25 protein-coding genes are annotated in these 26893 nt (G+C 45.5%); 13 read left to right on the top strand and 12 right to left on the bottom strand.

Going from position 1 to position 26893, the window contains the following annotated elements:
- Positions 1 to 131: 131 nt before the first annotated feature.
- The 4 genes from FGL37_RS10775 to FGL37_RS10760 all read left to right on the top strand — a co-directional run bounded on the left by FGL37_RS10775 (position 132) and on the right by FGL37_RS10760 (position 5525).
- The gene (locus FGL37_RS10775) at positions 132 to 539 is read left to right on the top strand and encodes a cytochrome c maturation protein CcmE domain-containing protein (protein ID WP_028072087.1); all 408 of its coding nucleotides are present in this window, start codon (positions 132 to 134) and stop codon (positions 537 to 539) included.
- A gap of 20 nt (positions 540 to 559) precedes the next feature.
- The gene (locus tag FGL37_RS10770; protein WP_028072086.1) at positions 560 to 3019 is read left to right on the top strand and encodes a heme lyase CcmF/NrfE family subunit; all 2460 of its coding nucleotides are present in this window, start codon (positions 560 to 562) and stop codon (positions 3017 to 3019) included.
- A complete protein-coding gene (locus FGL37_RS10765; protein WP_028072085.1) occupies positions 3019 to 3780 on the top strand; it encodes a Rossmann-like and DUF2520 domain-containing protein in 762 nt (253 codons plus the stop codon). The genes FGL37_RS10770 and FGL37_RS10765 overlap by 1 nt, the downstream gene beginning before the upstream one ends.
- A gap of 188 nt (positions 3781 to 3968) precedes the next feature.
- The gene (locus FGL37_RS10760; RefSeq protein WP_028072084.1) at positions 3969 to 5525 is read left to right on the top strand and encodes an FMN-binding glutamate synthase family protein; all 1557 of its coding nucleotides are present in this window, start codon (positions 3969 to 3971) and stop codon (positions 5523 to 5525) included.
- Positions 5526 to 5664: 139 nt separating this feature from the next.
- Here FGL37_RS10760 and FGL37_RS10755 read toward each other — a convergent pair whose 3' ends face one another.
- From FGL37_RS10755 to FGL37_RS10745, 3 genes are all read right to left on the bottom strand, one after another.
- On the bottom strand, positions 5665 to 6108 hold the full coding sequence (locus tag FGL37_RS10755; RefSeq protein WP_028072083.1) for a MarR family winged helix-turn-helix transcriptional regulator: 444 nt from the start codon (positions 6106 to 6108) through the stop codon (positions 5665 to 5667).
- Positions 6109 to 6369: 261 nt separating this feature from the next.
- Positions 6370 to 7146: an amidohydrolase gene (locus tag FGL37_RS10750; RefSeq protein WP_028072082.1), complete on the bottom strand. Its 777-nt coding sequence runs from the start codon at positions 7144 to 7146 to the stop codon at positions 6370 to 6372.
- 81 nt (positions 7147 to 7227) lie between these two features.
- Entirely contained in the window at positions 7228 to 8196 is a 969-nt protein-coding gene (locus FGL37_RS10745) for a polyprenyl synthetase family protein (RefSeq protein ID WP_028072081.1), read from the bottom strand.
- 161 nt (positions 8197 to 8357) lie between these two features.
- Between FGL37_RS10745 and FGL37_RS10740 the strand changes: the two genes are divergently transcribed.
- Together FGL37_RS10740 and FGL37_RS10735 are read left to right on the top strand one after the other, a co-directional pair.
- Positions 8358 to 9527: a glycosyltransferase family 4 protein gene (locus FGL37_RS10740; RefSeq protein WP_028072080.1), complete on the top strand. Its 1170-nt coding sequence runs from the start codon at positions 8358 to 8360 to the stop codon at positions 9525 to 9527.
- A complete protein-coding gene (locus tag FGL37_RS10735; protein ID WP_028072079.1) occupies positions 9524 to 9853 on the top strand; it encodes a metal-sulfur cluster assembly factor in 330 nt (109 codons plus the stop codon). The genes FGL37_RS10740 and FGL37_RS10735 overlap by 4 nt, the downstream gene beginning before the upstream one ends.
- A gap of 87 nt (positions 9854 to 9940) precedes the next feature.
- Here FGL37_RS10735 and FGL37_RS10730 read toward each other — a convergent pair whose 3' ends face one another.
- The 3 genes from FGL37_RS10730 to FGL37_RS10720 form a co-directional block, all read right to left on the bottom strand.
- The gene (locus tag FGL37_RS10730; protein ID WP_028072078.1) at positions 9941 to 11176 is read right to left on the bottom strand and encodes a cation:proton antiporter; all 1236 of its coding nucleotides are present in this window, start codon (positions 11174 to 11176) and stop codon (positions 9941 to 9943) included.
- A gap of 3 nt (positions 11177 to 11179) precedes the next feature.
- Positions 11180 to 11659: a cation:proton antiporter regulatory subunit gene (locus FGL37_RS10725; RefSeq protein ID WP_028072077.1), complete on the bottom strand. Its 480-nt coding sequence runs from the start codon at positions 11657 to 11659 to the stop codon at positions 11180 to 11182.
- Positions 11660 to 11865: 206 nt separating this feature from the next.
- Complete coding sequence (locus tag FGL37_RS10720; RefSeq protein WP_028072076.1) at positions 11866 to 12648, bottom strand: MBL fold metallo-hydrolase; 783 nt, start codon at positions 12646 to 12648, stop codon at positions 11866 to 11868.
- Positions 12649 to 12763: 115 nt separating this feature from the next.
- Here FGL37_RS10720 and recJ point away from each other — a divergent pair, with 115 nt between their 5' ends.
- From recJ to FGL37_RS10705, 3 genes are all read left to right on the top strand, one after another.
- Positions 12764 to 14464, top strand: coding sequence for a single-stranded-DNA-specific exonuclease RecJ (gene recJ, locus FGL37_RS10715; protein WP_028072075.1), 1701 nt, complete (start codon positions 12764 to 12766; stop codon positions 14462 to 14464).
- A 218-nt stretch (positions 14465 to 14682) separates the two neighbouring features.
- Positions 14683 to 15417 carry an LPS export ABC transporter ATP-binding protein gene (lptB, locus tag FGL37_RS10710; protein ID WP_028072074.1) on the top strand — a complete coding sequence of 245 codons (735 nt, stop codon included), beginning with the start codon at positions 14683 to 14685 and terminating at the stop codon, positions 15415 to 15417.
- 24 nt (positions 15418 to 15441) lie between these two features.
- On the top strand, positions 15442 to 16956 hold the full coding sequence (locus FGL37_RS10705; protein WP_028072073.1) for a GH3 auxin-responsive promoter family protein: 1515 nt from the start codon (positions 15442 to 15444) through the stop codon (positions 16954 to 16956).
- Positions 16957 to 17036: 80 nt separating this feature from the next.
- Here the strand turns inward: FGL37_RS10705 and FGL37_RS25365 are convergent, their stop codons facing one another.
- A complete protein-coding gene (locus FGL37_RS25365; protein WP_160169546.1) occupies positions 17037 to 17195 on the bottom strand; it encodes a hypothetical protein in 159 nt (52 codons plus the stop codon).
- Between the two features lie 321 nt (positions 17196 to 17516).
- On the opposite strand from FGL37_RS25365, the gene FGL37_RS10700 reads away from it, so the two are divergent.
- Positions 17517 to 18587: a branched-chain amino acid aminotransferase gene (locus FGL37_RS10700; RefSeq protein WP_028072072.1), complete on the top strand. Its 1071-nt coding sequence runs from the start codon at positions 17517 to 17519 to the stop codon at positions 18585 to 18587.
- Between the two features lie 160 nt (positions 18588 to 18747).
- Here the strand turns inward: FGL37_RS10700 and miaA are convergent, their stop codons facing one another.
- The 4 genes from miaA to pdxA are packed head-to-tail and all read right to left on the bottom strand — an operon-like array spanning position 18748 to position 22889.
- On the bottom strand, positions 18748 to 19665 hold the full coding sequence (gene miaA, locus FGL37_RS10695) for a tRNA (adenosine(37)-N6)-dimethylallyltransferase MiaA (RefSeq protein ID WP_037534475.1): 918 nt from the start codon (positions 19663 to 19665) through the stop codon (positions 18748 to 18750).
- Positions 19666 to 19712: 47 nt separating this feature from the next.
- Positions 19713 to 20297 (bottom strand): IS1096 element passenger TnpR family protein, encoded by a 585-nt coding sequence (locus FGL37_RS10690; RefSeq protein ID WP_028072070.1) that lies wholly within the window; start codon positions 20295 to 20297, stop codon positions 19713 to 19715.
- Positions 20298 to 20345: 48 nt separating this feature from the next.
- Positions 20346 to 21779, bottom strand: a complete 1434-nt coding sequence (locus FGL37_RS10685; RefSeq protein ID WP_028072069.1) for a CCA tRNA nucleotidyltransferase — start codon at positions 21777 to 21779, stop codon at positions 20346 to 20348.
- Positions 21780 to 21833: 54 nt separating this feature from the next.
- Positions 21834 to 22889, bottom strand: coding sequence for a 4-hydroxythreonine-4-phosphate dehydrogenase PdxA (gene pdxA, locus FGL37_RS10680; RefSeq protein ID WP_028072068.1), 1056 nt, complete (start codon positions 22887 to 22889; stop codon positions 21834 to 21836).
- A gap of 163 nt (positions 22890 to 23052) precedes the next feature.
- Between pdxA and rsmA the strand changes: the two genes are divergently transcribed.
- The 3 genes from rsmA to FGL37_RS10665 are packed head-to-tail and all read left to right on the top strand — an operon-like array spanning position 23053 to position 25933.
- The gene (gene rsmA / locus FGL37_RS10675; protein WP_028072067.1) at positions 23053 to 23832 is read left to right on the top strand and encodes a 16S rRNA (adenine(1518)-N(6)/adenine(1519)-N(6))-dimethyltransferase RsmA; all 780 of its coding nucleotides are present in this window, start codon (positions 23053 to 23055) and stop codon (positions 23830 to 23832) included.
- A gap of 3 nt (positions 23833 to 23835) precedes the next feature.
- Complete coding sequence (locus tag FGL37_RS10670; RefSeq protein WP_028072066.1) at positions 23836 to 25014, top strand: FAD-dependent monooxygenase; 1179 nt, start codon at positions 23836 to 23838, stop codon at positions 25012 to 25014.
- Positions 25004 to 25933, top strand: a complete 930-nt coding sequence (locus FGL37_RS10665) for an NAD(P)-dependent oxidoreductase (protein WP_028072065.1) — start codon at positions 25004 to 25006, stop codon at positions 25931 to 25933. Before FGL37_RS10670 ends, FGL37_RS10665 begins: the two co-directional genes overlap by 11 nt.
- A 73-nt stretch (positions 25934 to 26006) precedes the next feature.
- On the opposite strand, the gene FGL37_RS10660 is transcribed toward FGL37_RS10665, so the two are convergent.
- Entirely contained in the window at positions 26007 to 26873 is an 867-nt protein-coding gene (locus tag FGL37_RS10660; protein WP_028072064.1) for a UbiA prenyltransferase family protein, read from the bottom strand.
- Positions 26874 to 26893: the final 20 nt, after the last annotated feature.

Genomic DNA, 26893 nt, shown 5'->3' with positions numbered 1-26893 from the left:
AGTGTCTGTTAGGGCCAATCTTCTCCTGTTTGGACGGTCGGGCTCTCTTAGGCACAATATCGCCGCTGAACAGGTCTTGTGATTGGTTCACCCGGATAAAGAAATTGATACATTATAAATAATTTAAACGAATGAAAAAAAGTTCGATCATTCTAATCGCTATCATTGCTGTGGCCATCGCCATGATACTTGTGATCTATACCGATTCAAGTACATACTCCACATTTACCGAGGCAAAAGAAAAGAAAACAGAACTATATGTTGTGGGCCAGCTCAACAAGCAGAAGGCGCTTCATTATGATCCAAAGACGGACGCCAATAAATTTACATTTTTTATGTATGACAACGAGGGTACCGAGTGTGAAGTGGTGTTCAGGGGAGCCAAACCTCAGGATATTGAGCGTTCGGAGCAGATCGTTCTGACGGGTAAAATGGACGGCAACGTTTTTAGAGCCAGCAAAATACTGATGAAATGCCCATCTAAATATAACGATAAATCGGTGGTCACCGAGATCAATGCAACGGCTTTCAATAATTAATTCGTAAAATCAATCTTTCAATGGACGTTAACTACGTTGGTGAACACCTGCTGCCGGGTCAGATCGGACAGTTTTTTATTGTACTTTCTTTCGGTGCAGCAATTTTATCCTGTATCAGTTATTTTTTCGCGACTAGACACCCTGAAGAGAGTTCATGGAAAAAGCTCGCCCGTATTGGTTTTTGGATCAATGCGGTCTCTGTTGTAGCTATTGGTGGTACATTATTTTATATCATCTACAACCATCTGTTTGAATATAATTACGCCTGGGCACACTCCTCCAAGACGTTACCCACCTACTACATCATTTCCAGTTTCTGGGAAGGACAGGAAGGTAGTTTCTGGTTATGGATGTTCTGGCAGACTGTGCTGGGTGCCATACTGCTCTTTAAAGCCAAAAGCTGGGAATCCTCTGTCATGACATTTGTCATGCTGTGCCAGGCATTCTTAGCCTCCATGCTGGTGGGCGTCGAACTCTTCGGTCTACGCATCGGCAGTTCGCCCTTTATATTGCTGCGCGAGGCGATGGACATTCCTATCTTCAAGCAGGCCAATTACGTATCATTAATCACTGACGGCAACGGCTTAAACCCGCTGCTACAAAACTATTGGATGGTCATTCACCCGCCGACCTTATTTCTGGGCTTTGCGTCCATGATTGTGCCATTTGCTTATGCAACGGGAGCCTTATGGACTAGACGTTATAAAGAATGGATCAATGCAGCGCTGCCATGGGCGCTATTCGCGGTGATGATCCTCGGTGCAGGCATCATCATGGGTTCCTTCTGGGCGTACGAAGCGCTCAACTTTGGCGGCTTTTGGGCATGGGATCCGGTAGAGAATGCTTCCATTATCCCCTGGTTTACACTGATCGCTGCAGTGCACGTCATGATCGCCTACAAAAACTCGGGCCACTCCTATTTCACGGCCACCTTCTTGGCGATGATCAGCTTCGTCCTGGTCATTTATGCTTCTTACCTCACACGCAGTGGTATCCTCGGAGAGACTTCTGTCCACTCGTTTACCGACCTGGGCATGAGCGGACAGCTTATCCTATTTAATGTCGTGTTCCTGATTATTATGGTAGTCTTCCTTGCGGTAAAAAAGAAGGAAATGCCGATCACCGAAAAAGACGAGGACATCTACTCTAGAGAGTTCTGGCTGTTTATTGGTGCCTTGGTACTTACGGTGGCCTGTGCGCAGATTATCGCCTCCACCTCCATCCCGGTATTCAACAAGATATTCGGCACGAAAGTAGCGCCACCGCTGGAACCTATTCAGCATTACAACAAATGGCAGTCTGGCTTTGCAGTCATCGTGATGATCATGACCGGATTTACCCAGTTTTTAAAATACAAACGCACCGACAGCCGTAAATTTCTGGCTTCGACAGTAGCATCGTTGGTGATAGCACTATTGCTGACTGCGGCAATTACCTACATTACCAAAACATACAGCAACCTGATCTACATGCTGATCACCTTTTCGAGCACCTTCTGTATATTGGCTAATATCCGCGTCCTTGGGGATGCTTTCAAAGGAAAATGGAAGCTGGCCGGCTCCTCGGTGGCCCACATTGGATTTGGACTACTATTGATCGGCGCCATGGTAGCGGCAGCTACCAATGAGGTGATTTCCGTCAATAACACAGGATATATTGCGGTATCTGGATTTGACAAGGTGGAAAAACCAGGTGACAACCTGTTCCTTACCGAAGGTCAGCCCGTGCAGATGGGTGAATATAAAATCACGTATATCGGCGACAGCATTGTTGCACCAAACACCTATTATAAGATTAAATACGAGCGGGTAGATGAGGAAACAGGCAAAGTCAAAGAAGAATTTATCCTGCAGCCATTTGCTCAGAACAACGCAAAAATGGGCGGTCTTATCGGTACTCCGGCGACCAAGCATTACATCACGCACGATATCTATACCCTGATCACGGCTGCGGCCGCAGAAAGTCAGGCGCAGCATGCGCAGGTAGCAGCCGAGGACAAAACCGGCTTTGAAGACTATGAGGAGCCTGCAACCTATCAGGTCAATATCGGTGATACGCTACGTTACCGAAACGGATATTACGTCATCGAGGGGCTCAACCGCGATGCACATCTGGAAAAAATCCCAAAAGGCCCCAACGATATTATGGTCGGACTGAAAATCAAGGTCTTTGCAGCCGACAACAAACAATATGAGGTACAGCCGATCTACCTGATCAAAGATGGTGGTGTCTACGACTTCAACAAGGACGTTACTGAACAGGGACTGAAATTTCGCTTTACAGGCATCAAGCCGGACCAGGATAAACTGGAGATCATGGTCTATCAAAAGCCGCTGCCGGAAAAGAAATGGGTTGTCTTTAAGGCCATCAAGTTCCCTTATATCAATTTCTTCTGGTGCGGAACGATTGTCATGACCATTGGTTTTATCATGTCTATTGTCAGGAGAAACAAAGAGCAAAAACGAAAATTAGCTAAATAATGAACATTGTGATCTTAGGAAGCGGGAATGCCGCAACGCATTTTGCACAACAGTTCCAAAAGAGAGGGCATCAGATCGTTCAGATTTATAGTAAAACAAAGGCCAATGCGAATGCATTGGCCTTTGCGCTTCAATCTGCTGCGACGGATGATCTGTCGCAGCTACAGCCTGATGCTGATCTATACTTCATCGCCGTAAGTGATGGAGCTATCCCGACACTCGTCAGCCAGCTGGCATCAGGCATTAAGGGAATCGTTGTCCATTGCTCGGGGGCTACCGACATAGCGGCATTGAACCGCTTTACAAACTATGGTGTGATTTACCCGCCCCAGTCATTGTCGAAAAACAAATCTGTTGATTTTGCCGAAATACCGCTTTGTGTAGAAGGGAATACAACGACAAACGCGCAGTTGCTGCTCCGGCTAGCACGCGAACTTTCAGCACAGAGCCTGCTCTGCAATTCGCCGCAGCGAATGGCGATTCATCTATCCGCTGTTATAGTCAACAACTTCACAAATATTCTTTACCAAATGGCATACGAGCTGCTGGCTGAAAACAGTTTACCGTTTGACCTGGTGCGGCCGATCATCCTGGAAACGGCAGAAAAGGTTCAAAATCACATTCCATTTACAGTTCAGACAGGCCCCGCCCGTCGCGGGGATGAAGACACCATACAAAAACATTTGAAATTTATTAGTAATAAACCAGATTTACAGCAAATCTATCAACTTTTAACGCAACAGATTACTAAAAGAAAATAGTTTGTCATAAACAGTTATAAACTTGTCAAAACTTACCTCAGGGGGCCAATTATAGCCATTTACTCTAGGAACTTTAGTACATTTGCTCTGTCCGAAAGCGCATTTTTGGAATGCTAATTGAGCAATAAAATAAGCAATTGGGCTGAACAGTAACAATAGCGAATTAAAACTAAACAATCGTATTTTCTATGGAAGTTAGAAAACTCATTATTTCAATAATGGTTGTGATTAATTTAATCATTGTATCATTTGGATTTATATTCACGCCAAGCTGGTTTTGGCTGTTGATTATACCCTTCCCCCTATTATTGATCGCATTATACCATAGTTTCCAGACCAGACACGCCATCCTGCGCAACTATCCGCTGGTTGGATACTTTCGTTTTATTTTTGAGTCGATCCGTCCCGAGCTGAGACAATATTTCTGGGAATCCGATATGGACGGGCGCCCCTTTAACAGAAGACAGCGTTCTATCGTGTATCAACGCGCAAAAAACCAGCGTGAGACGGTAGCCTTCGGTATGCAGAGTGACCCGCAGGCTGTAGGAAACGAATGGGCCGCACACTCGGTTTTTCCATGCCATATCGAAAATCATGACCTGCGTACGGTAGTAGGCAACGAGGCCTGTAAAAAGCCTTACAGCTTAAGTGTATTCAATATCTCGGCCATGAGTTACGGAGCATTGAGCAAGACGGCTATCACGGCATTAAATAAAGGTGCTGCCTTGCAAAACTTTGCGCATAATACCGGCGAAGGTGGGATCAGTGATTACCACAACAACGGTGGTGACCTAATCTGGCAGGTGGGTACAGGATATTTTGGCTGCCGGAATGCGGAGGGCAAATTCGACCCCGAGCTCTTCCGTGAGAAATCCAACCGCGAGAATGTCAAAATGATTGAACTTAAGCTCTCACAGGGAGCAAAACCGGGGCATGGGGGTATTTTGCCCGCAGCCAAAAACACGCCTGAGGTCGCTGCCATCCGGCACGTCATCCCAGGAACGGACGTCATGTCGCCTCCCGCACACAGTGCGTTCTCCACGCCAACGGAAATGATGCATTTCCTGCAGCAGATGCGTGAACTATCGGGTGGGAAACCCATCGGATTCAAAATCTGTATCGGCGATAAAAATGAATTCATCGATATCTGCCATGCGATGCAGAATACTCAGATCTTCCCCGACTTTATCTCGGTCGACGGATCTGAAGGGGGAACCGGTGCCGCACCATTGGAATTTACAGATAACCTGGGAATGCCGCTTTATGATGCCCTAGCTTTCGTAACCAAAACACTAATCGCTTTCGGTCTGAAAAAACATATTAAGCTGATCGTGTCCAGCCGCATTGTGACCGGCTTTGATATCTTAAAAGTCATTGCACTGGGAGCTGATGCTTGTTATAGTGCCCGTGGGATGATGTTTGCCCTAGGCTGTATCCAGGCGCTAAAATGTAATGAGGACGTCTGTCCTGTCGGTGTGGCAACACAACAACCACACTTGTATAAAGGCCTTGATGTCAACGACAAATATGTACGTGTGGCCCAATTCCACCGTAATACCTTACGCGCCACCGTGGAGATTATGGAAGCCTGTGGGTTCAAGACCCTGGCCGACGTATCTGCAGATAAATTTTTCCGAAAAGTAGATGCAACCCGGACATTGAGTTTTCAGGAGATCTACTTTGGTACCGAAGGCAAATTGGTCAACAGCCACACGGACTTTGAGAGCAAGCTCTTCGAGGACTAAACAGCTCCATTATAACACATAAACAAATCCCCCAAGTGCTCTGACATTTGGGGGATTTGTTTTTATCGTGATGTTTTTATCTTACGCCGGTGTATCATTTATGCACGATCCAGTACTTGGCGTGCTGTAGCATGTTCTCTTATTTCAGGTTAAAGAGCACGCGATGGAGCGTCGTATGGGATAAAGCGATCTGGTCTTCAGTCAGGCCTCCCAGCGCCTGCTCAATGGTATTTTTGGCCTGTCGCATGCCCTCCTCCTTCATTCTGCGGCCCGTCTTGGTCAGATAGATCAGATTGGACCGTCTATCGTTTTTATCGTTGACACGGATCACCAGATTCATTCTTTCAAGATTGTTGATCAGGCGGGTCACACTCGGTTTGTCTCTGAATGTCCGGACGGCAAGTTCCTGCTGGGTAAGCCCCTCTTCCATCCAGAGATTGTACATGATACTCCACTGCTCGGAGGTAATAGTCAATCCTGCTTCTTTGAGATTACGCTGTAAACGGCGCATAACTGCTATGGAATACTTCCCTGTAAGGAAATTATAAAAGTACTCTTGCGATTCTAAATCTTGGTCTAACATAATAAATAATGGTTATGGTTGTTTACGCAACTTAAGCTGCAAAAAATAGTAGCCCCAAATCAAGCTGATAAAAACTAAACTTATTTTGGCTAATAATTAGCCTAAATTACGCTTTTTATGAAGCTACCCAAAGAAATTTTATCAACATGCCATAAATAGATGTTAATAAACCATAATTAATGATCTATATTAGACTGAATTTAGGAATAAAATAGATACAAACAAAATAAATGCTTGTCTTTATATCTATTCCAGGAAGAGTTAACCGATGGTAAAACTGTCTGAATCTTTCAAAAATGGAAATTTCTCACGGGCTTCCAACAGATCATTTGGATTCAGGGTAAAGGTGTACAGATCCTCATCTTCGGGTTTGTAGTACACCACATCGCCCAGTGGAGAAATGCACATCGAGCCGCCGGAATAATAAATATCATTACCGTCGTGGCCGACACGGTTTACACCGATCACATAAGCTTGGTTCTCGATCGCGCGCGCCGGAATAAGTGCCCGCCAATGCGCCGAACGTTTATCAGGCCAGCTGGCCGTGTACACCAGGATATCGTAAGCAGCGTTCTGATTCTTGGACCATACCGGAAAACGCAGGTCATAGCAAATCATCGGACATATATTCCAGCCTTTGATATCCACCAGTATACGCTCGTTACCGGGTTCAAAGTACTCATTTTCCTTGGACAGACTAAAGAGATGGCGCTTGTCGTACTTCACATATTTGCCATCCGGAAACATCCAGACAAAACGGTTATAATATTTTCCGCCTTCCTCAATAATCAACGAACCGGCAACAACGCAATTCAGGGAGCTTGCCATTTCGAACAGCCATTTTGTTGTCGGCCCATTGGCAGGTTCAGCGCATTTCGCAACGTTGTTCGTGAAGCCGGTATTAAACATCTCAGGCAATAGGATCAAATCAGTTTTCTCACGTAGCGAAGAAAGCCGCAACGCCAGGTTATTCAGATTTTTCTCTATATTTTCCCAGAATAAATATGCTTGAAATATCGTTATCTTTAAAGGCTCCATTGAACGTAATCTAAAATTATTTAATTAATTTCTTACAAAATAACCATTTATTGGCAAAATAAGAATTTTAATACAATTTCTCTATTGCTGACGTACCAGTAGGCTATTTGCTAACACTAATAACGCTTCCTTCCGCTGCTTTGGTACATCTAGCGCCTCCATTTTTTCAAAGGCCTTCTGGGTATAGTTATCTTTGAGTTCGTCTGCTGATTTTCTGACTTCATACTTATCGTAAAGGGCTAGCATATCTGCAACTTTGGTCGGCCGCGTGTCGACTGTAGATTGCAACAGCTGCTCCATATGTGGTCTGTCTGCCGGCGCAATGACCTCCATCAATTTGACCAATAAAAAGGTTTTCTTATTGATCATTATATCGCCGCCCACAATTTTCCCAAAGGTATCCGGATCGCCATAAGCATCCAGAATATCGTCCTGCAGCTGAAAGGCCAGCCCGACATTTTCGCCAAAGTCATATATCAATTGCTGCTGTTGCGCATCTGCTCCCGACAGAATAGCACCTAGCTGTAGAGCTCCGCCCAATAGCACCGACGTTTTCAGACGGATCATCTCCAGGTACTCGTTCATGCTCAGCGATTCACGCATTTCGTAATCCATATCCAGCTGCTGTCCTTCACAAACCTCCATGGCAACTTTACTTAAAATCTTGAGCGTCGCGGGCAGGTAGACCGGATTACATTTAGATATTTCTTCATACGCCTTCACCAACAGGCCATCGCCAGATAAGATAGCGATATTGGCATCCCACTTTTCATGAACGGTGGTTTTCCCCCGCCGCAAGGGAGCCTTATCCATCAGATCGTCGTGAATCAAGGAAAAGTTATGAAAAAATTCGACTGCTTTCGCTGCAGGAATGATTTCCTCCATCTGTTGCATACCAAATAACTCCGCTGCCATCAAGGTGAGCACCGGCCGCACCCGCTTTCCGCCCAAAGTCAATATATACCGTATGGGATCATATAAATTGGTTGGTGTTGCTGGAAATTGACTTTTCTCTATCGCCTCTATTACGAGCTGTTGTAAATGTTGCATATATCTTTACGATCGAATCCTGCGAATATAGCAATAATCGGGTAGAAATGGCAACATAATCCGCTGCTGACTGAGGAGAACCGAGGTATTCCATTTTTATACCTAAGCAATAATATTGCATATACAAGTGAATTTATTTAGGTTTGTATGAAGTCATTCACATGCGTATACTGATCATCCATACATTCTACCAGTCTCCTGGGGGCGAGGATATCGTTTTTCGGGAAGAAACCAGCCTTCTGTCTGCAGAACACGATGTTCTCACCCTTACTTTTCAGAATAAAAAAGGCTGGCAGGGCGCCTTGCAGACTTTAAGCTCCATCTGGAATATTTTCGCGGCAAGGAAATTAAAAAAGACGATACGCGAATTTGAGCCGGATGTGGTACATCTTCACAACACGCATTATGCTTCCGGACCGATACTTATCCGGACCGTTGCCAAACTGGGGATACCTCAGGTGATGACCTTACATAATTTCAGGCTGCTCTGTCCCTCGGCTACTTTATACCACCATCAGCACCTCTTCCTGGATTCTATAAAAGCACAATTTCCCTGGACCGCCATTCGTGAGAAAGCCTTTAATAATTCAGCATTGAAGACCTTTCTACTGGCTTTCAACTATTGGTTTCACCGCCGAATCGGCACCTGGAACAAGGTCAACCGCTATATCAACCTGACAGATTTTGCCAGAGAGATATTTATTAATTCCAGCTTGTACGTATCTCCAGAAAAGTTTGCTGTAAAGCCGAATTTTGTATTCCCCCCCCCTCTGCCCGAGGTACCTCAAGGAGAGTATTTCATCTATGTGGGCAGGCTATCCGACGAAAAAGGCATATGGAATCTGGTCGAAGCAGCCAAAGACACTGATTTTACATTAAAAATCGTGGGCGACGGTCCCCTTGCCGGAAAAATTCGGGACGCCATCGGTAACCATCCGCGTATTAGCCTGCTGGGTTTCAAGCCGCGTACTGAAATCATGTCCCTTGTTGCCGCTGCACAAGCTTTGGTCCTGCCTTCCATCTGCTACGAAGGGATGCCCATCACGCTGTTGGAGGCTTATTCAGCCGGCACCGCCGTGCTGTGTTCCAATCTGGGCCCACTGCCTGAGATGGTCATTCCAAACAGCACCGGTCAGACCTTTGATCCACATGATAAAACTTCTATCATCAACTGCCTTACACAATGGAATGCGAAGCCAGCAGCTGAAAAAGATGAGATTAGAAAGACCGCCCGGGCGTATTATTTTAGTAATTTTACACCAGAGATCAACAAAAATAAATTGCTGGCGATCTACGAGGACGCCATTAATGACAAAAAATTAAATAGATGAGCATTATTATATTAGACAAGCTGGGTCTGGCGCCCAAAATTCAGGCGGTTTTGGAGACCATCTACGACCCTGAACTAAAGCCGGCCAATATCGTGGACCTTGGTCTTGTATATGAGATCATCACCAAAGAAGACGGCATTGCAAAAGTGGTGATGACGCTAACTGCCCCCGGTTGTCCTGTCGCAGGGGAAATCATGAATGAGGTACAAGAGAAAGTTGCGGGGGTGGAAGGAGTCAAAGAAGCCCTGGTAGAACTGACGTTTGACCCTCCATGGACTAAAGATATGATGTCCGAAGAGGCAAAGCTTGAGCTGGGTTTTTTATAAGAGCTGCTTTCTTCTGCTGCTTTTTCCCTGAGAGTTCCCTGACGTATAGCCTTTCTATGTCACATAGGCAGACCGCACTGGGTTGGTCTATATTTTGTTTTCCAGATCACTCAGTTTCTTCAACGGTTTGGCTGTATTTGGATCGCTGCCAAAGAGCAGTTTCCATAGGTTACGCGACTCCTTGGTCAACAAGGGAGACACGATGGAGAGGATCAACACATAGACCACCACAAAGGACTGAATGACGGGCAGCAACGCCCCTGCCTTACCAATATTGGCCATAATAATCGAGAATTCGCCCCGCGCTGACAAAGTGAATCCGATATCAAAGGATGTCTTTGGCTTCATGCCTGAGAACTTTGAGGCGAAATAGCCGGAGGCTAGATTACCCATCACGGTCACCAACGCCGCAATAGAGGCCCAAAGCACTGCACCACCAAGAGACATGATATCGATGGAAAGCCCAAAACTGAAGAAAAACATTGCACCAAAGAAATCCTTATAGGGTAAGACCATTGCCTCGATCTTTTTAATATACTGCGAATCAGCCAATACGAGTCCGGCCATCAATGCACCAATAGCTTCAGCCACATGGATGGTCTCCGAAAAACCAGCAACGATAAAAAGCAGGGCGAAAATGATTAATATAAATAGTTCCGACGTTTTTTCCTTTAAAAGGCGATCGATCGCAGGGACTAGCTTCCTGCCCAGAACAAGAAACGCCAGTATAAAGCCCAGCGCGAGCAAAGAAGTACCTGCAACCGTCCAAAAGGAACTGCTTCCTGTCAAGATCAGCCCCGACAGGAAAGAAATATGCATGGCAATAAAGAGATCATCAAACATAATCATCCCCATGATCACTTCGGTTTCGGGGTTTGCCGTGCGTTTGAGGTCTGTCAGCACCTTTGCTACTATCGCGGTTGACGAACTCGTCATAATACCGCAGAGGACCATCATCTCCTTAAAAGGCATATCCATCAGCCATCCGATCAATAGCCCCGAAGTAAAGTTGAGCAGAACGTAGATAGTTCCCCCCGTCACAATCGCTTTTCCGGATTTGATCAGCCGGTTTACCGAAAACTCCAACCCCAGATAGAACAACAAAAACAAGACCCCAAGCCGCCCCATAAAATCAATAAAGGGTTTGCTTTCGGTAAAGGTCAGATCCACCATGCCAATCCGCGGAGCGTGCTGCCCTAGCACCATCCCTATAATTATGAAAAAAGGAATAACGGAAAATCGGAGCTTGTTGGCAATCAATCCAACAATAGCAACGAGTCCTACGGCGATTCCAATTTCCAGAATTAAGGTGTGTGATAGCATAGATTACAGTAAAATTTCCTTTAAAAGTTTGATGTTGTTTTTCTTTCCTGCGATGACCAATGTAGTACCTGCACTGATGAGGTAAGCAGGCCCCGGATTGATAATGGTCTCATCATCCCGTATGGCCGCAATGATGGAAGCTCCGGTACGTTGCCGAACTTCCAGTTCGCCGATCGTCTTTCCTGCCCCCTCACATTTGCCTTCGACTTTGTACCATTCGATACGCAAATCGTCCAAGGCCACTTCAATGGTCTCCAATGCCTTCGGTTTATAGGACAGACCACCTATAATACCTGCTATCTGACGTGATTCATCATCATTGAGCGTCATCACACAACGAGACTCGTGCTCTTCGTCATCATAGCGATACAATTCCCGCCGCCCGTCATCGTGGATCACAACAACCATATTGTCACCGGCATCAGTTTCAATTTGAAATTTCTTTCCAATTCCAATCAGATCGGACTCTCTTACAATAGACATAATCTTCTATTTAAATAAATACCAATTCAAACAGCCAATTGCCGTTCCTATTAAATTACAAATTTAACCAAAAATTCAGTCTTAAACGAATCCTCCCCTCACGACGGCAGGAGGCAAAAAAGCAGGTCAACCCAAGATACAAAAAAAAGAGCAAAAATACACAGCTTACAGGGAGGTAAAAATTAATCCAACATTCCGGTTCCGGATTATGGCTGCGCATCAATCAGTCTAAAACTACCGTCTTCGCGTGCCTGACTGCGACCGATCGCAATGCTTTTGGAATGGTAAAACAGAAAGATCCAGTTTTCCGGAGCTCCTGCCGCCCAATAGGTCTGCCTCAGTTCTTTGGACCGCCGGCCGTCAAAATCATATTTTGCTACATAGTTATGAAAGATCTCCTCGGGCTCAGGTAATACGTCGCCGCCAAAAAAGTAATGCTCGCTGTCACTGTGGATGTGAAATACCTGATGGTTTGCCGTATGGCCGCCGCTGTGCGCATATGAAATTACATCATTTACCTTTCCGGTACCTTCCACCAACACCAGGTTACCGCTCCGTTGTACCACATCAAATATTTCAGTCCGATACGAGTTTGAGATACCCGAATAAGCATCTTCCCACTCGCCGCGCTGTACAATATACTCGGCCTTAGGAAAAGCAATTCGCGGCGTGCCGCTCTCTATAGTCACCATACCACCAGCATGGTCCTTATGCAAGTGTGACATGAGCACATAATTGATATCCCCCGGTTCATGACCGAGTTTCCGAATATTTTCATGCAATCTCAGTACACCATTGTCGTTGGCATACCCTAATCCCGTATCACAGATTATGAGACCCGCATCTGTTTTCAGCAAAAAAGGGTGCACATCGATAAACATGGATCCCGGCCGGTCCCCGGGATCATCGAAATCAGGATCAAAGGGGACAAATTTTTTGCTCTTGTCAACGGAAAAAGAACCTTCATACAAAGAATAAGCCTGCACCATATTTAAAACATTGGGAATATGCACGTTAAGCAAAGAGGCCGTCAATACCGGGTTTAGGAATTAGGTAAGTCCAGCCTTAAAACGTATATTTACACTTAAAATATGCTGCAAAGATATGCAAAAAAGGTGGGTACTAAAATCTAAAACTGATGTCAAAATAACCAACAAACTGCGCGAGGAATTAAATATCAACCCTGTGTTAGCGGAGTTGCTCGTCAGCCGGGGCATTGGAACTTTTGATCAGGCAAAACAGTTTTTTAGGCCACAACTGAGCGACTTGCACGATCCTTTTTTGATGAAAGATATGGAAAAAGCCATATCCAGAATCATCCGGGCCATCGGTAACAAAGAAAAAATACTGATTTATGGGGACTACGATGTTGATGGCACGACAGCCGTTGCCGTTGTCTACAGCTTCTTCCGGGAATTCCACAGCCAGCTTGAATTTTACATTCCTGACCGCTATGCCGAAGGCTACGGCATATCGACGCAGGGGATAGACTACGCCGCCGCCAACGGATTTACCTTGATCATTGCACTGGACTGCGGGATCAAGGCCATCGACAAAATTGATTACGCCAACAGCAAGGGCATAGACTTTATCATTGGCGACCACCACCTTCCGGGAGAAAAGCTTCCCAACGCCTATGCTGTACTGGATCCGAAACGTGCAGACTGCGACTATCCTTATAAGGAGCTTTCGGGTTGCGGTATCGGGTTTAAGATCATTCAGGCATTTATCCTAACCAATGGCATGGATATCAAAGCCTGCTATCAGTTTTTGGATCTGGTTGCCGTTAGCATCGCTTCGGATATTGTCCCCATCACTGGAGAAAATAGAATTCTGAGCCACTTTGGGCTTATCAAGCTCAATACCAACCCATGTGTAGGACTCAAGGCCCTGATCGACCTTTCCAACAACCGGACAAAAACATTTACCGTCAATGACATCGTTTTTCAGATCGGCCCACGGATCAATGCAGCCGGCCGCATCGATCATGCGAAAGATGCAGTCAAACTGCTTATATGTAAATCACTACAGGAAGCTAAAGATTTCAGTTCGAGTATCGACGATCAAAATAATGTACGCAAGGACTTTGACCTCAGGATAACGGAGGAAGCTCTCGCACTGATTGAGGAAAATGTCGTTCTGAAAAGCCGGAAGTCGACCGTATTATATAAGTCGGACTGGCACAAGGGGGTCATCGGAATTGTCGCCTCCAGACTCACAGAGAAATATTATCGTCCAACGATTATCCTGACCGAAACGAATGGTCATATCGCAGGTTCCTGCCGTTCGGTGATTGGATTTGACCTCTATGAAGCTCTCAGCGAATGTGCCGACTTACTCGAGCAATTTGGCGGACACAAATATGCTGCAGGGCTGACCATGTCACTGGAAAACGTCACCTTATTTCAGGACCGTTTCGAAGAGGTTGTCGCCAGACGTATCAGCCCCGAAATGCTAACGCAGGAAATTGTGATCGATGCCAAGCTTCAGCTCAAAGATATCGACGGCAAATTTTTCCGTATACTCCAGCAATTTGAGCCCTTCGGCCCGCAAAATGAATCACCTATTTTCCTAAGCAAAAAGGTCAGCGCTGTCGGGCAGGCATTTCTGGTCGGAAATAATCATTTGAAAATGGCCGTGGTACAAGAAGATTCACCTTCATTCGAGTGTATAGGTTTTGGTCTCGCCGAGCATATTGACCATATCAATTCGGGGCAGAGCTTTGACATCTGCTACAGCATTGAGGAAAATGTATGGCGCAACAAACGAAACCTGCAACTCAACATAAAGGGGATCAGGTATTAGTTGGCAAGTTGAATCGGATCTATCCAAGGAAATCGTGGAATAACTTGATCCGCTGACCACTTGATAATAACGAGATATTAAATATATTTACAAAAGATTTGCACAGAATGGCCCATGAGTAAATGTGTCAGCAACAAGCTGGTGATCAGAGACCTTGGCCATCGTCAATCAACCGGTTGACTCAGGAGTGCAGATCAGAGAACAGACAATTCACGAAGATGATTTTAAAGGCAGAGCATCTCATAAAAAAATATAAACAACGTACTGTTGTCAACAATGTTTCCTTCCATGTAGAACAAGGGGAGATTGTCGGATTGCTGGGACCCAATGGTGCCGGCAAAACCACATCATTCTATATGATTGTAGGACTGATCAAACCCAATGAGGGCAAGGTATTTCTGGACGATCAGGAAATTACCCAAGATGCCATGTATCAACGCGCGCAACGCGGTATTGGTTATCTGGCTCAGGAAGCATCCGTCTTTCGGAAGCTGTCTGTGGAAAACAATATTCTCGCTGTCCTGGAAATACATTACCCCAACAAGGAGGAGCGCTTGGCAAAGCTGGAAGAACTATTGACCGAGTTTAGTCTGCATCGGGTGCGTAAAAACAGGGGTGACCTCCTGTCCGGTGGTGAGCGCCGGCGGACAGAGATCGCCCGTGCACTGGCCGCAAATCCTTCTTTTATTCTACTGGATGAACCCTTTGCAGGGGTAGACCCCATTGCGGTTGAGGAAATTCAGACCATCGTTGCGAAGCTCAAAACACGCAATATTGGCATCCTGATCACCGACCACAACGTACAGGAGACCTTGTCCATCACCGACAGAGCATATTTGCTGACCGAAGGCAAGATCATGCTGACGGGCACACCCGAGGAAATTGCCGACAATGAGCTCGCCCGGAAATTCTATCTCGGCCGTCATTTTGAATTACGAAGGAAAAAATTTTAAACGTCTAAAGCAACATCATCTCCTATGGCCCTATTAAACTCCATTTTTACTTGGTTCATGAAAAAGAGAATTCATCAGATTGAGCTTTTCATGAAATACCCGCACGACGTGCAAGAAGAATGGTTTCAAAGTTTAATTTCCACAGCAGAGGCAACCGAGTGGGGAAAAAAATATGATTACACCAGCATATTGACTCCCGAGATATTCAAAGAGCGGGTTCCGATACAAGACTACGACGATATCAAAGGCTATGTGGACCGTATGATCAAAGGCGAACAGAATATCCTCTGGCCTTCGGATATCAAATGGTTTGCAAAATCTTCGGGTACAACATCGGACCGTAGCAAGTTCATTCCTGTCAGCGAAGAAGCACTCGAAGAATGCCATTTTCAGGGAGGAAAGGACATGCTGACCATCTATTGCCACAATAGACCTGAAAACCGCGTTTTTACCGGTAAGTCCGTAGTCATTGGCGGTTCCTCCCAGATCAATAATTTCAGTCCCGACTCTTATTATGGGGATTTGTCGTCGATCTTGATCCGCAATCTGCCATTCTGGGCAGAATTCAAACGGACCCCAAACATAGAAGTGACTTTAAATCCTAATTTTGAAGAAAAGATCGAACAGATAGCGCAGATCACCATCAAGGAAAATGTGACCAGCCTGGCGGGCGTACCGACATGGAATATTGTAATGGCTAAGCGCATCCTGGAAATCACGGGCAAGGACAATCTACTGGAGGTATGGCCAAACCTCGAATTTTATGGTCATGGAGGGGTTAGCTTCAAGCCTTACCGTGAGCAGTTCAAGTCCCTCATTCCTACAGAAAAGATGTATTATCTGGAAAACTATAATGCCTCAGAAGGCTATTTTGGCCTGCAGGACCAGTCAGATTCGGACGATTTGTTATTGATGCTGGACTACGGGATTTATTACGAATTTCTGCCGACCGAACGGATGCATGAGGAAAATCCAAAAACCTTGCGCTTGGATGAGGTGGAAATCGGTAAAAACTACGCGCTGATCATATCGACCAACGCGGGATTGTGGCGCTATAAAATCGGGGATACCATCAAATTCACCTCTTTGTCGCCCTACCGCTTTCAGATCTCAGGCCGTACCAAGCAATATATCAACACGTTTGGCGAAGAGGTGATCGTGGACAATGCTGAGCAGGCGCTGACTGAAGCCAGCAAACTGACCAACGCGCGTGTCAAAGATTATACGGCGGGCCCCGTATATTTTAAAGATGCTGAAGCGGGAGCCCATGAATGGGTCATCGAATTTGAGCAACAGCCCAATGACTTTAAGCGGTTTTGTGAAATACTGGATGCCAAACTACGGGAAATCAATTCTGATTACGATGCAAAGCGATTTAAGGACATGGCGCTGCGATCACCGATCATCCATAATGCGCCTGAAAATACTTTCTATACATGGATGAAATCCAGGGATAAGCTAGGTGGCCAGAATAAGGTGCCACGGCTGAGCAACAACAGGGAATATTTGGACCCGCTACTGAAAATTCTACGTGATTAAAACGGTATGATGGCTATAATTGGTTGTTGAGATTAGCCAAAAGTCGCTACGTTGCTATTTTTGGCTAATCTCTTTCTGTTTTAGGGTTTGATTGCTGTTTTATATAAAAACACAAAAAAACCAAGGATAAAATTCACAGAAATACCTTTCTTTTGAATTTCAACTTCACGCTGTAACAATTCGCGAGTTTCACCCGATGTTACTTCATTGCTTTTGTTAAGACGTTGAGTCAATTCCATACTAAGTTTATTTTATGATAAGTGATTTTATAGCGTAACTGCAGACCAGGTGTCAATCTTTGGTCGCACAGTTTAGAGCCAAACTTTATGCCATAAATTATACTCCCAGCATTAATTAACATAAAATTAATACAATTAATTTTTGATGTAAATCAGCAGCTACAATCTACAGGAACATTTTCCGATTTATAGAAAAAGTGTAGTAAATCGGGGAATTACTGTCCCAAATAAAAGGCATCTGCCGCGCCGCAAATTATCGATGTAAAGTGCGGTTTATATGTCAATTTTTCCTAACTTAGCCTAAGTAATATAAAAAATAAGATGAACGCGACAGAGAACTATTCAATTCGCGTAGAGCCAACTCAAAATTCAAGACTCTCGCAAGTAGATTTCGACAATCTAAAATTCGGAAAGATATTATCTGACCACATGCTGGTCGCCAACTATGATGACGGTGAATGGAAAGATGTCAGCGTCGTCCCTTATGGAGATATCAGTATCAGTCCTTCCATGTCTGCTTTACATTATGGTCAAGCGATTTTTGAGGGAATCAAAGCGTACAAGTTTGCAGATGGCACAGTGAGTATTTTTCGTCCGGACAGAAACTGGGAACGTTTCAACAAATCTGCTGTCCGTCTTCAGATGCCTGAAGTCCCTGAAGAGATCTTTATGGACGGGCTGAATAAGCTGTTGGACATCGATCGTGACTGGGTTCCGGCTAAAGAGGGTTCATCCTTATATATCCGCCCGTTTATGTTCGGTACCGAAGGAGCATTGGGCGTACATCCGTCAAAATCGTACAAGTTTATCATTATCACAGGTCCAGTAGGTGCTTATTATAGCAAACCGATCAGCTTAAAAGTCGAAACTTATTACACGCGTGCCGCAGAAGGCGGTGTTGGGTTCTCGAAAAATGCTGGTAACTATGCCCTGTCGCTTTACCCGACCCAGCTGGCAAATGATGAAGGCTATGATCAAATCATGTGGACCGATGCTGCTGAACACAAATATATTGAGGAAGCGGGTACAGCGAACCTGATCTTCCGCATTGGCGATTCGATTATCACTCCACACGGCGATACGATCCTTCATGGCGTTACACGCCGCACCATCATGGAGCTGGCAGAGAAGTGGGGATATCAGGCCGAACAAAGGAAAGTATCTGTTCAGGAACTGATCGACGGCATCAAAGCAGGTACCGTGTCCGAGGCTTTTGCCGCTGGAACTGCTGCTACGATTACACACATTAGCCGTATCGGTTATGAAGGACAGGATTACCATCTGCCTCCCGTTGAGGGCCGTGAATTCTCCAACAAGGTATTGCAGTATCTGAACGAGTTGCGCTATGGAAAAGTAGAAGACACCTTCGGATGGAACTATATCGTTAAATAAACGAAAACACAAGGTATAAAACGGGGCTGTCCAACAATATTGGACAGCCCCGTTTTGTATGCGATTCTATACATGTCCCTCACAGCATCATTTCAGGATCCGATTCTCCAAAGGATTGGATTGACTTTCTGAATATCTTCTTGATACTTACGCGGCAAGCCTAATCAGTTTCGGCCAATTGACTTTCTATAAAGCGAATGATCTCCACTGTTTCCGAAGGTTGGAACCAGTGGGTATTGCCATATTTTTTAAACCAGGTGATCTGCCGCTTGGCATAGCGTCGGGAATTCTGTTTGATTTTGTCAACCGCTTCGGACAGCGACTGTTTACCATCCAGAAAGTCAAATAGTTCGGCATAACCAACGGTCAGTAAGGCAGGCTTCATTTTGTAAGGCAGCAGTGACTCGACCTCTGCCAGGAGACCAGCCTCCATCATATGATCCACACGGCTGTTGATTCGCCCGTAGAGCGCGGTACGATCCATATTCAGCCCTATTGTCAGGATGTCAAAAGGCCTTTTCTCCACCTCCTTTTTATGAAACATGGACATTGGTGTGCCCGTGGCTTCAAATACTTCCAGTGCACGGACCACCCGTTGCGGATTATCGACATCTGCCACCTCAAAATAGGTGGGATCGATGATTTTTAGTCGCTCTTTCATGACCTCAAGGCCCAGATCAGCAAGCTCCGAATTAAGTCGTTCGCGGACCTCTGCTCCCGCTTTGGGCAGGTCGTCCAGCCCTTCACATAAGGCCCGGACAAAAAGTCCTGAACCGCCAACCATAACGACAACATCGTGCTGCCGAAAAAGTTCATCCAGTTTCGCCAGCGCCTCCCGTTCAAAATCCCCTGCCGAATAGTCCTGTGTAATGTGATGGGAATTAATAAAATGATGAGGCACAGCGGCCAGCTCAGCGGCCTCAGGCTTTGCTGTGCCAATGGACATCTCCCGGTAAAACTGGCGGGAGTCTGCAGAAATGATTTCAGTTTTAAAATATTGTGCCAATGAAATAGCCATTGCAGTTTTTCCAACAGCAGTCGGACCCACAATGGCTATCAATGTTTTTCTCTTCGCCATAATCACTGCGTCAAATGCCATGGATGCATTCTCGGCCTATTATCTATTTAATATTCGTCTTCGTACCCGTTGGATTCTTCACGCTCCTCCTCGCCTTCGCCGTCTTCATCATCGCTGTCGAAGCCATCCAATTCATCCTCATCGTCCACACCGTATTGTGTATCGTCTTCCTCCACATAGTCGTCTTCTTCCACTGCATCGGAAACAGGAAAATTGGCTGCAGTCATTGTTTTCGGAACCTGTCCCACGGACTTGAACAGCGCAGGGTATTGCTTCCCATCCTCCTCTTTCAGAATCTTAATCAATTCGACCTGAAAATCATAGGGACGCTCAAAATTATAGATGTAATAGAACTTCTGATGCGGATCGTCGATAAACTTGCTCAGACGGATATTTTCCATGAGCAATACTTCAGCATCCCGTTTGCGCTGAACCGGCTTGTACGCAATTTCGGTTCCCTTTTTCCATTGGTCATTGCTCACATAGAACGAGGAAGAAGCCTCAGCAGCATAGCCTGTCGATTTATGGATTTCCTCATGCAAGTCTAAAAATGTACTTTTGGAAGGCATATCAATTTCACGATATACGTCCTCATAGTCCTCAAAAGTAACTCTAAATCTATAAATTGCCATCTCTAAATGTGTCCTTCTTTTTTAGCAGTTTAAAATTAATACTATATTTTAAGAATTGGAAATTTCCAATGGGATTTCTTGTTTGGCAGTTAAGCCTAAATCTTGGGCCTTTTGCAGGAGATAGTGATATGCTTCGATTCGCGAATTGGGAATTTCGCCTTCCAATATCGCCTCCCGGATTATGTTTTTTAGCTGCCCCACCGTGCGGCCCGGTGTCAGCCCAAACAGGATCATGATATCCTGTCCGCTGATAGGAGGCTGCCAGTTACGAATTTTGTCGCGTTCTTCAACATCTTTGAGCTTTTGTTTCACAAGCTCAAAATTCTGTCGATATTTTTTCTTTTTAAACTCATTCTTGGTTGTCACATCGGCATGGCAAAGCATCATAAGCGCTTCAATATCGTCCCCCGCCTCAAACAAGAGACGTCGCACTGCGGAGTCTGTCACGATATCCTGGGCCAGCACGATAGGGCGCAAGTGCAGCTGTACCAGTTTCTGAACAAACTTCATCTTTTCATTGAGCGGCAATTTCAGTTCGGTAAAAAGCTTAGGCACCATACGGGCACCACGGTCTTCATGTCCGTGAAACGTCCAGCCGAGTTTTTTATCAAAGCGTTTTGTAGCAGGCTTGGCAATATCATGCATGACGGCCGCCCAGCGCAGCCATAAATCGCCAGATTGCTCGCAAACATTGTCCAGCACTTCCAGTGTATGGTAGAAGTTGTCTTTATGTCCTTTTCCGTCAATGATGTCTACCCCATGCAGGTTGTACATCGCCGGAAAAATCAGTTCAAGCAGTCCTGTATCAAAAAGGTATTTAAATCCCACCGACGGTTTGGTGGAGAGCATGATCTTATTGATCTCATCAATAATCCGTTCCTTGGAGATGATTTTGATACGATCTTTGGTTTCGGAAATTGCGGTGATGGCCTCTATAGCAATTTTGAAGTTCAGCTGCGTTGCGAAACGAATCGCACGCATCATGCGTAGCGGGTCATCCGAAAAGGTTTCTATGGGATCAAGCGGTGTCCGAATAATGCGGTGCTCGAGGTCCTTCACCCCGTTGAAAGGATCCACCAGGGCACCGTAGTCAGCTTTATTTAACGAAAAAGCCATCGCATTGATGGTAAAATCGCGGCGGTTCTGATCATCCGCCAATGTTCCGTCTTCCACAATCGGTTTTCGGGAATTGGCACGATACGATTCTCTTCTGGCGCCGACAAATTCCACGTTTAGGCCGTCGTACACCAACATGGCAGTGCCAAAGTTTTTGTACACAGCCACCTTGGTCTGCAGTTTTTCACCTAATAAGGTGGCAAATTCAATACCACTTCCCACAACAACAATATCCACGTCATTTTTGAAAGGACGTTGCATCAGATAGTCCCGTACATAGCCGCCGATGACGTAACATTCGGTATTTGTCTTTTCAGCAAGCTCTTTGATGATTGTAAATATTGGATGTTGTAAATTATCGTACATAGTTAGAACAGGAGGTAAAAAACCAAACAGTTTGCAAAAGTAAGAATTTTTTCCCTAATCCCTATCTTTGGATAACTTGCGGAACGCCAATGGATTTTTGAGCAATTCAGCCTGTTCTCTACGTTTTTTAATGATATGCAATGCCGAGAAAAGTGCTTCGGCAAAGGAGCTTGAAGAGGCTAAGTTTTTCCCCGCGATATCATAACCTGTACCATGGTCAGGTGAGGTACGCACGATGGGCAAGCCGGCCGTAAAATTGACTCCAGCTCCGTTGGCGATATGTTTGAAAGGGATGAGGCCCTGGTCGTGATACATCGCCAGCACTGCATCAAATTTTTCGTAAGCACCCTTCGCGAAAAAGCCATCTGCTGGATATGGACCAAAACAAAAGATTCCCTGTTCATTAGCTTTTTCTACAGTTGGACGAATGATCTGGTCATCTTCCGTTCCAATAATACCGTGGTCTCCAGCATGTGGATTAAGCCCAAGAACAGCTATTTTAGGCTTCTCGATCCAAAAATCTTTTTTCAGGGACTCATTCATTAATGTTAGCTTCTTCAAAATCGCTTCCTCGGTGATATTTGCAGCCACTTCGTGCAAAGGGATGTGTCCGGTGACAACACCGATGCGAAGTTCGTCGCAGATCATAAACATCAATACATCGTTAGCATCAACTTTTGCCTGCAGGTATTCGGTATGACCGGGGAAATTAAATCCTTCCTGCTGAATATTATGTTTATTGATCGGTGCAGTTACCAAGGCATCTATTTTACCGGCTTTGAGGTCTTCGACAGCCCTTTCCAATGACAGGAAAGCATATTTACCGCCGGTCTCATTTTCCTCTCCCAGTGTGATCTTGACATCCTCCTGCCAGCAATTAATCATATTCGCACGTTTGGGATGAGCTTGTTCGGCATCATTGATCACATTAAAACTAAAATCATTTATGCCAATAGCTTTGCGGTGAAAAGAAGCCACTTTCGTATTTCCGTAAACTATAGGTGTAAAGAAGTCACATATACGTGGATCCACCAAAGACTTGATGATCACTTCAAGTCCGATGCCATTAATATCGCCAACAGTAATTCCGATTCTTAATTTATCACTCATCCTATTTAATGCTTTGATCCAAAAATAGGGATTTTTTTTTAGTATTGGGTAGTTAGATATGACTATTGAGATTCTGGTTGCACGAGCGCGTCGCATAAAAACTGTCACCACTTTTAATTTTGACTTTTTACGCTATAAAGCTTTTAATTTTTAATTTTGTAGCATGAGCACAGTAAGAGCAAAAAAACATTTAGGACAGCATTTTTTGAACGATAAAAATGCAGCGCAACGTATCGTGGAAGCTTTGGATCCTAAACTGGGCTTTGGTCAGGTGCTCGAGGTGGGGCCGGGAATGGGCGTCCTTTCCGATTTTCTGCTACAAAAAGAAGAATATGAAACGTACTTGATCGATGTTGATGACGAGTCCATCGCCTATCTGGACGACAAATATCCGCAGCTCGGCGAGCGCCTGATCCATGGAGACTTCCTGAACTTGGATTTTTCGCAGTATTTTGGTGAGAAAATGGCCGTCATCGGCAATTTCCCTTACAATATATCCTCGCAGATCTTATTTAAGATTCTGGAAGAACGGCAACGTGTCGTGCAGATGACCGGCATGTTCCAAAAAGAGGTAGCCGAACGTTGTACTGCCAAAGCCGGCAGCAAGGAGTATGGTATCCTCAGCGTTTTTCTTCAAGCTTATTACAAAGTGGAGTACCTGTTTACGGTCAAAGCAGGCGCATTTAACCCACCGCCAAAGGTGCTGTCGGGGGTCATCCGCATGACAAGAAACGACCGTGAACAGCTGGATTGTGACGAAAAGCTATTTTGGCGGGTGGTGAAAGCCGGGTTCAACCAGCGCCGCAAGACCCTCCGCAATTCGCTCTCCGGAGTTATTCCCAAAGATAAAATGTCGGACAACCCACTATATGACCTGCGCGCAGAGCGGCTGACGGTGGATGACTTTGTTGGTCTCACAAATGAAATTGCCAGCTGCCTCTGAGATATGAAACCAAGCGAAAGCACATTCATCATTGTCGGCGGCGGGATCGCTGGGCTATGTGCCGCGATCGGCCTCCAAAAACTGGGCATTGAGGCGCATGTATATGAAAGTGCGGCCGAGCTTAAAGGAATCGGAGCTGGTTTTGGACTTGCTGCTAATGCCATGCAGGCGTTAGAACTAATGGGGCTAAAGGCAGAGATCAGCAAAATTGGTCATTATCTGGATTCCTACAATGTACTTGATCAGCACGGCCATATTCTGGTCGCGCCCAGCACGCAAACCATCAGTTCAAAATACAGGCAGGACAATTTTGCCGTCCATCGCGCTGACCTACATCAGTTTTTATTATCCAAAATTTCGCACCAACGGATCCATCTAGGCAAGCGTGCCATATCCCTCGAACGGGAACAAGGTGGGGTAAAGGTACACTTTGCCGATGGCAGCCAGACCACAGGTCACGCCCTACTGATTGCCGACGGTGTACATTCGCTGTTGCGGCAGCAACTTGTCCCCGGGTCTGCCCCCCGCTATGCCGGTTATACCTGTTGGCGGGCCACAATCGACAACAGCAGCATACAGCTGAAGAAAAGTACCGAAACATGGGGGGCAAAAGGCCGCTTTGGGATGACCCCACTCGTCGGCAACCGCATCTACTGGTATGCCTGTGTCAACAGTCCTGCCCAAAGCCTCAACTTAGGAAACTGGGGTACAGCAGAACTTCTGAATAATTTTAAGGATTATCACTCCCCAATTCCGACAATATTAAAGGAAACCAATACCGAAGATCTTATCTGGAACGACATCATCGATATCGCAGCATTGCAGCAACTCGCCTTTGATCAAGTTGTCCTATTGGGAGATGCTGGCCATGCCACCACACCGAATTTAGGACAGGGAGCCTGCCAGGCGATAGAAGATGTTGCTGTATTGGTGGACGAGCTGCGGACGACCCCATCCATACCCGAGGCATTCAAAGGTTTTGAGAAGCGACGGATAGACCGCGTGAGATATATTTGCAATACCTCCTGGAGGATCGGTAAAGTCGCGCAATGGGAAAATCCTTTCTTAATCGCTATGCGGAATTTCTTCATGAAAATCATGCCCAACAGCCTTAAACAGCAGCAAATAAACAATTTACTATCCGTGGACTTTATGCAAATTAACCGTAATCATGGAAACTAATATTTTGATTGTTGATGATATCCATCCTGTCATGCTCGAGAAATTTGACGAAGCAGGCATCGCATATAGTTATCAGCCGGATATCAGCCGTGCGGAAGCAGAGCAAATCATTACCAGCTATTCCGGTCTGGTGATCCGCTCCAAATTTCAGGTCGACAGCGCTTTTTTGAATTTTGCGCCAAACCTACGTTTTATTGCCCGCGCTGGTGCCGGCATGGACAACATCGATGACGAAGCCGCCGGGCTGCGGCACATTACATTGATACCGGCAAATGAGGGCAACCGCGATGCCGTCGGCGAGCACATGATCGGTATGCTATTGAGCCTGATGAACCACCTCAATCGTGCGGACCGCCAAGTGAGATCGGGACAATGGTTGCGTGAGGCCAACCGCGGCTACGAGTTGAAGGGCCGTACAGTGGGGCTTATTGGCTATGGCCACAACGGCATGGCGATGGCCAAAAAACTGTCCGGCTTTGACGTCAAGGTGCTGGCGTATGATAAGTATCGGAAAGATTATAGCGATATATACGCTACCGAGGCCAGCATGGAGGCGATCTACCAACAGGCAGATATCATCAGTTTTCATATCCCCCTCACCGGAGAAACGAAAGGGATGATTGATGAACAGTATCTATCGAAGTTCGAAAAACGGATATTCTTTTTGCTCGGTGCGAGGGGAGGCATTGTGGATGTGTCAGCAGTATTAAATGGTCTTGATAAAGGGAGCATACTCGGAGCAGCCTTTGATGTACTTCCGATAGAGAAATTCCCAAAATTGGCCGAACAAAGCTGGTATAAGGATCTTATCAGCCGCGATAACGTCATCCTTTCCCCACACGTGGCAGGATGGACATTTGAAAGCTATTATAAGCTGTCGGAGGTCGTCGCAGATAAGATTATCGCTTTTCTAAGGTGATCCGCATGCTTTGTTATTCTAGAAAAAGTAATCATGTGATAAGGCCATGACGGTTATGTTCTAGCTGGCGTTATTACAAGCCATAAAAAAGAACAACAATCAAAAATTGGAGCACGAGGCTACCGTCCAATAAATAGGCATAGTGATAATGTTCCCGGGATTTGAATACGGCCAGTTTGAGGAGAGCCAGTATCAGCAGGTTGGTCAGGATCAGTCCTATCTTGATCGGCATCAGATAAGGTGCAATCAGTATAAAAAGGCTATGCAATACCAATAGCGTGTATGTAAGATTCTTTGCTTTTTGTTCGCCCAGCATATTAGGCAGCGTCCGCAGGTGATAATACGAATCCTGCTGGATATCGCGGATATCGAAAGGCAGTGTACAGATAATCAAAAATATAAATTTGAGCACACATAATACCATAAATACCCAATGGTCGATAGTAATACCTGTATTGGCCAGCTCAACGTAAGGGAGCACCACACTGCTGCACACCCAGACCAGAGCAATGTGGAAGATCTTAGCTCCCGGAATCTGCCGGAGGCCCACTTTCCGGTCATGGAAGGTAAACAAAGGCATACCGTACAACAGGCTTAACGAGCCAATGAAACCCAAAAATAGGAATGAATACAAGTGGATATGCCATAAGCAATAAGCAAGCAGGGTCAGAGCGATGCTATTATTGGACCACATCACCCATTCATGATTAAAAATCCAACGCGTCCGCGGAAATTTTGACTGCTTCGGATCTTTGGGTTTGGACCACCATAAGCTAAAATTGTAGAGCAATAAAGTCGCCGTACCTTCAATCAGGACAATATACCAATTGATCGGCCGTTCAAAGATAATATAGGTCAGTGCACATTGCGCCATGGCGGCCAGTGCAATCAGAATATTCGTATAAATGCTGACATAGAATATCTTTCTGAGAAAGGACATTTGCATTAAATCTTATTGCA

Source organism: Sphingobacterium thalpophilum (assembly GCF_901482695.1).
Classification (GTDB): domain Bacteria; phylum Bacteroidota; class Bacteroidia; order Sphingobacteriales; family Sphingobacteriaceae; genus Sphingobacterium; species Sphingobacterium thalpophilum.
This window is presented reverse-complemented; position numbering and strand designations above follow the sequence as displayed.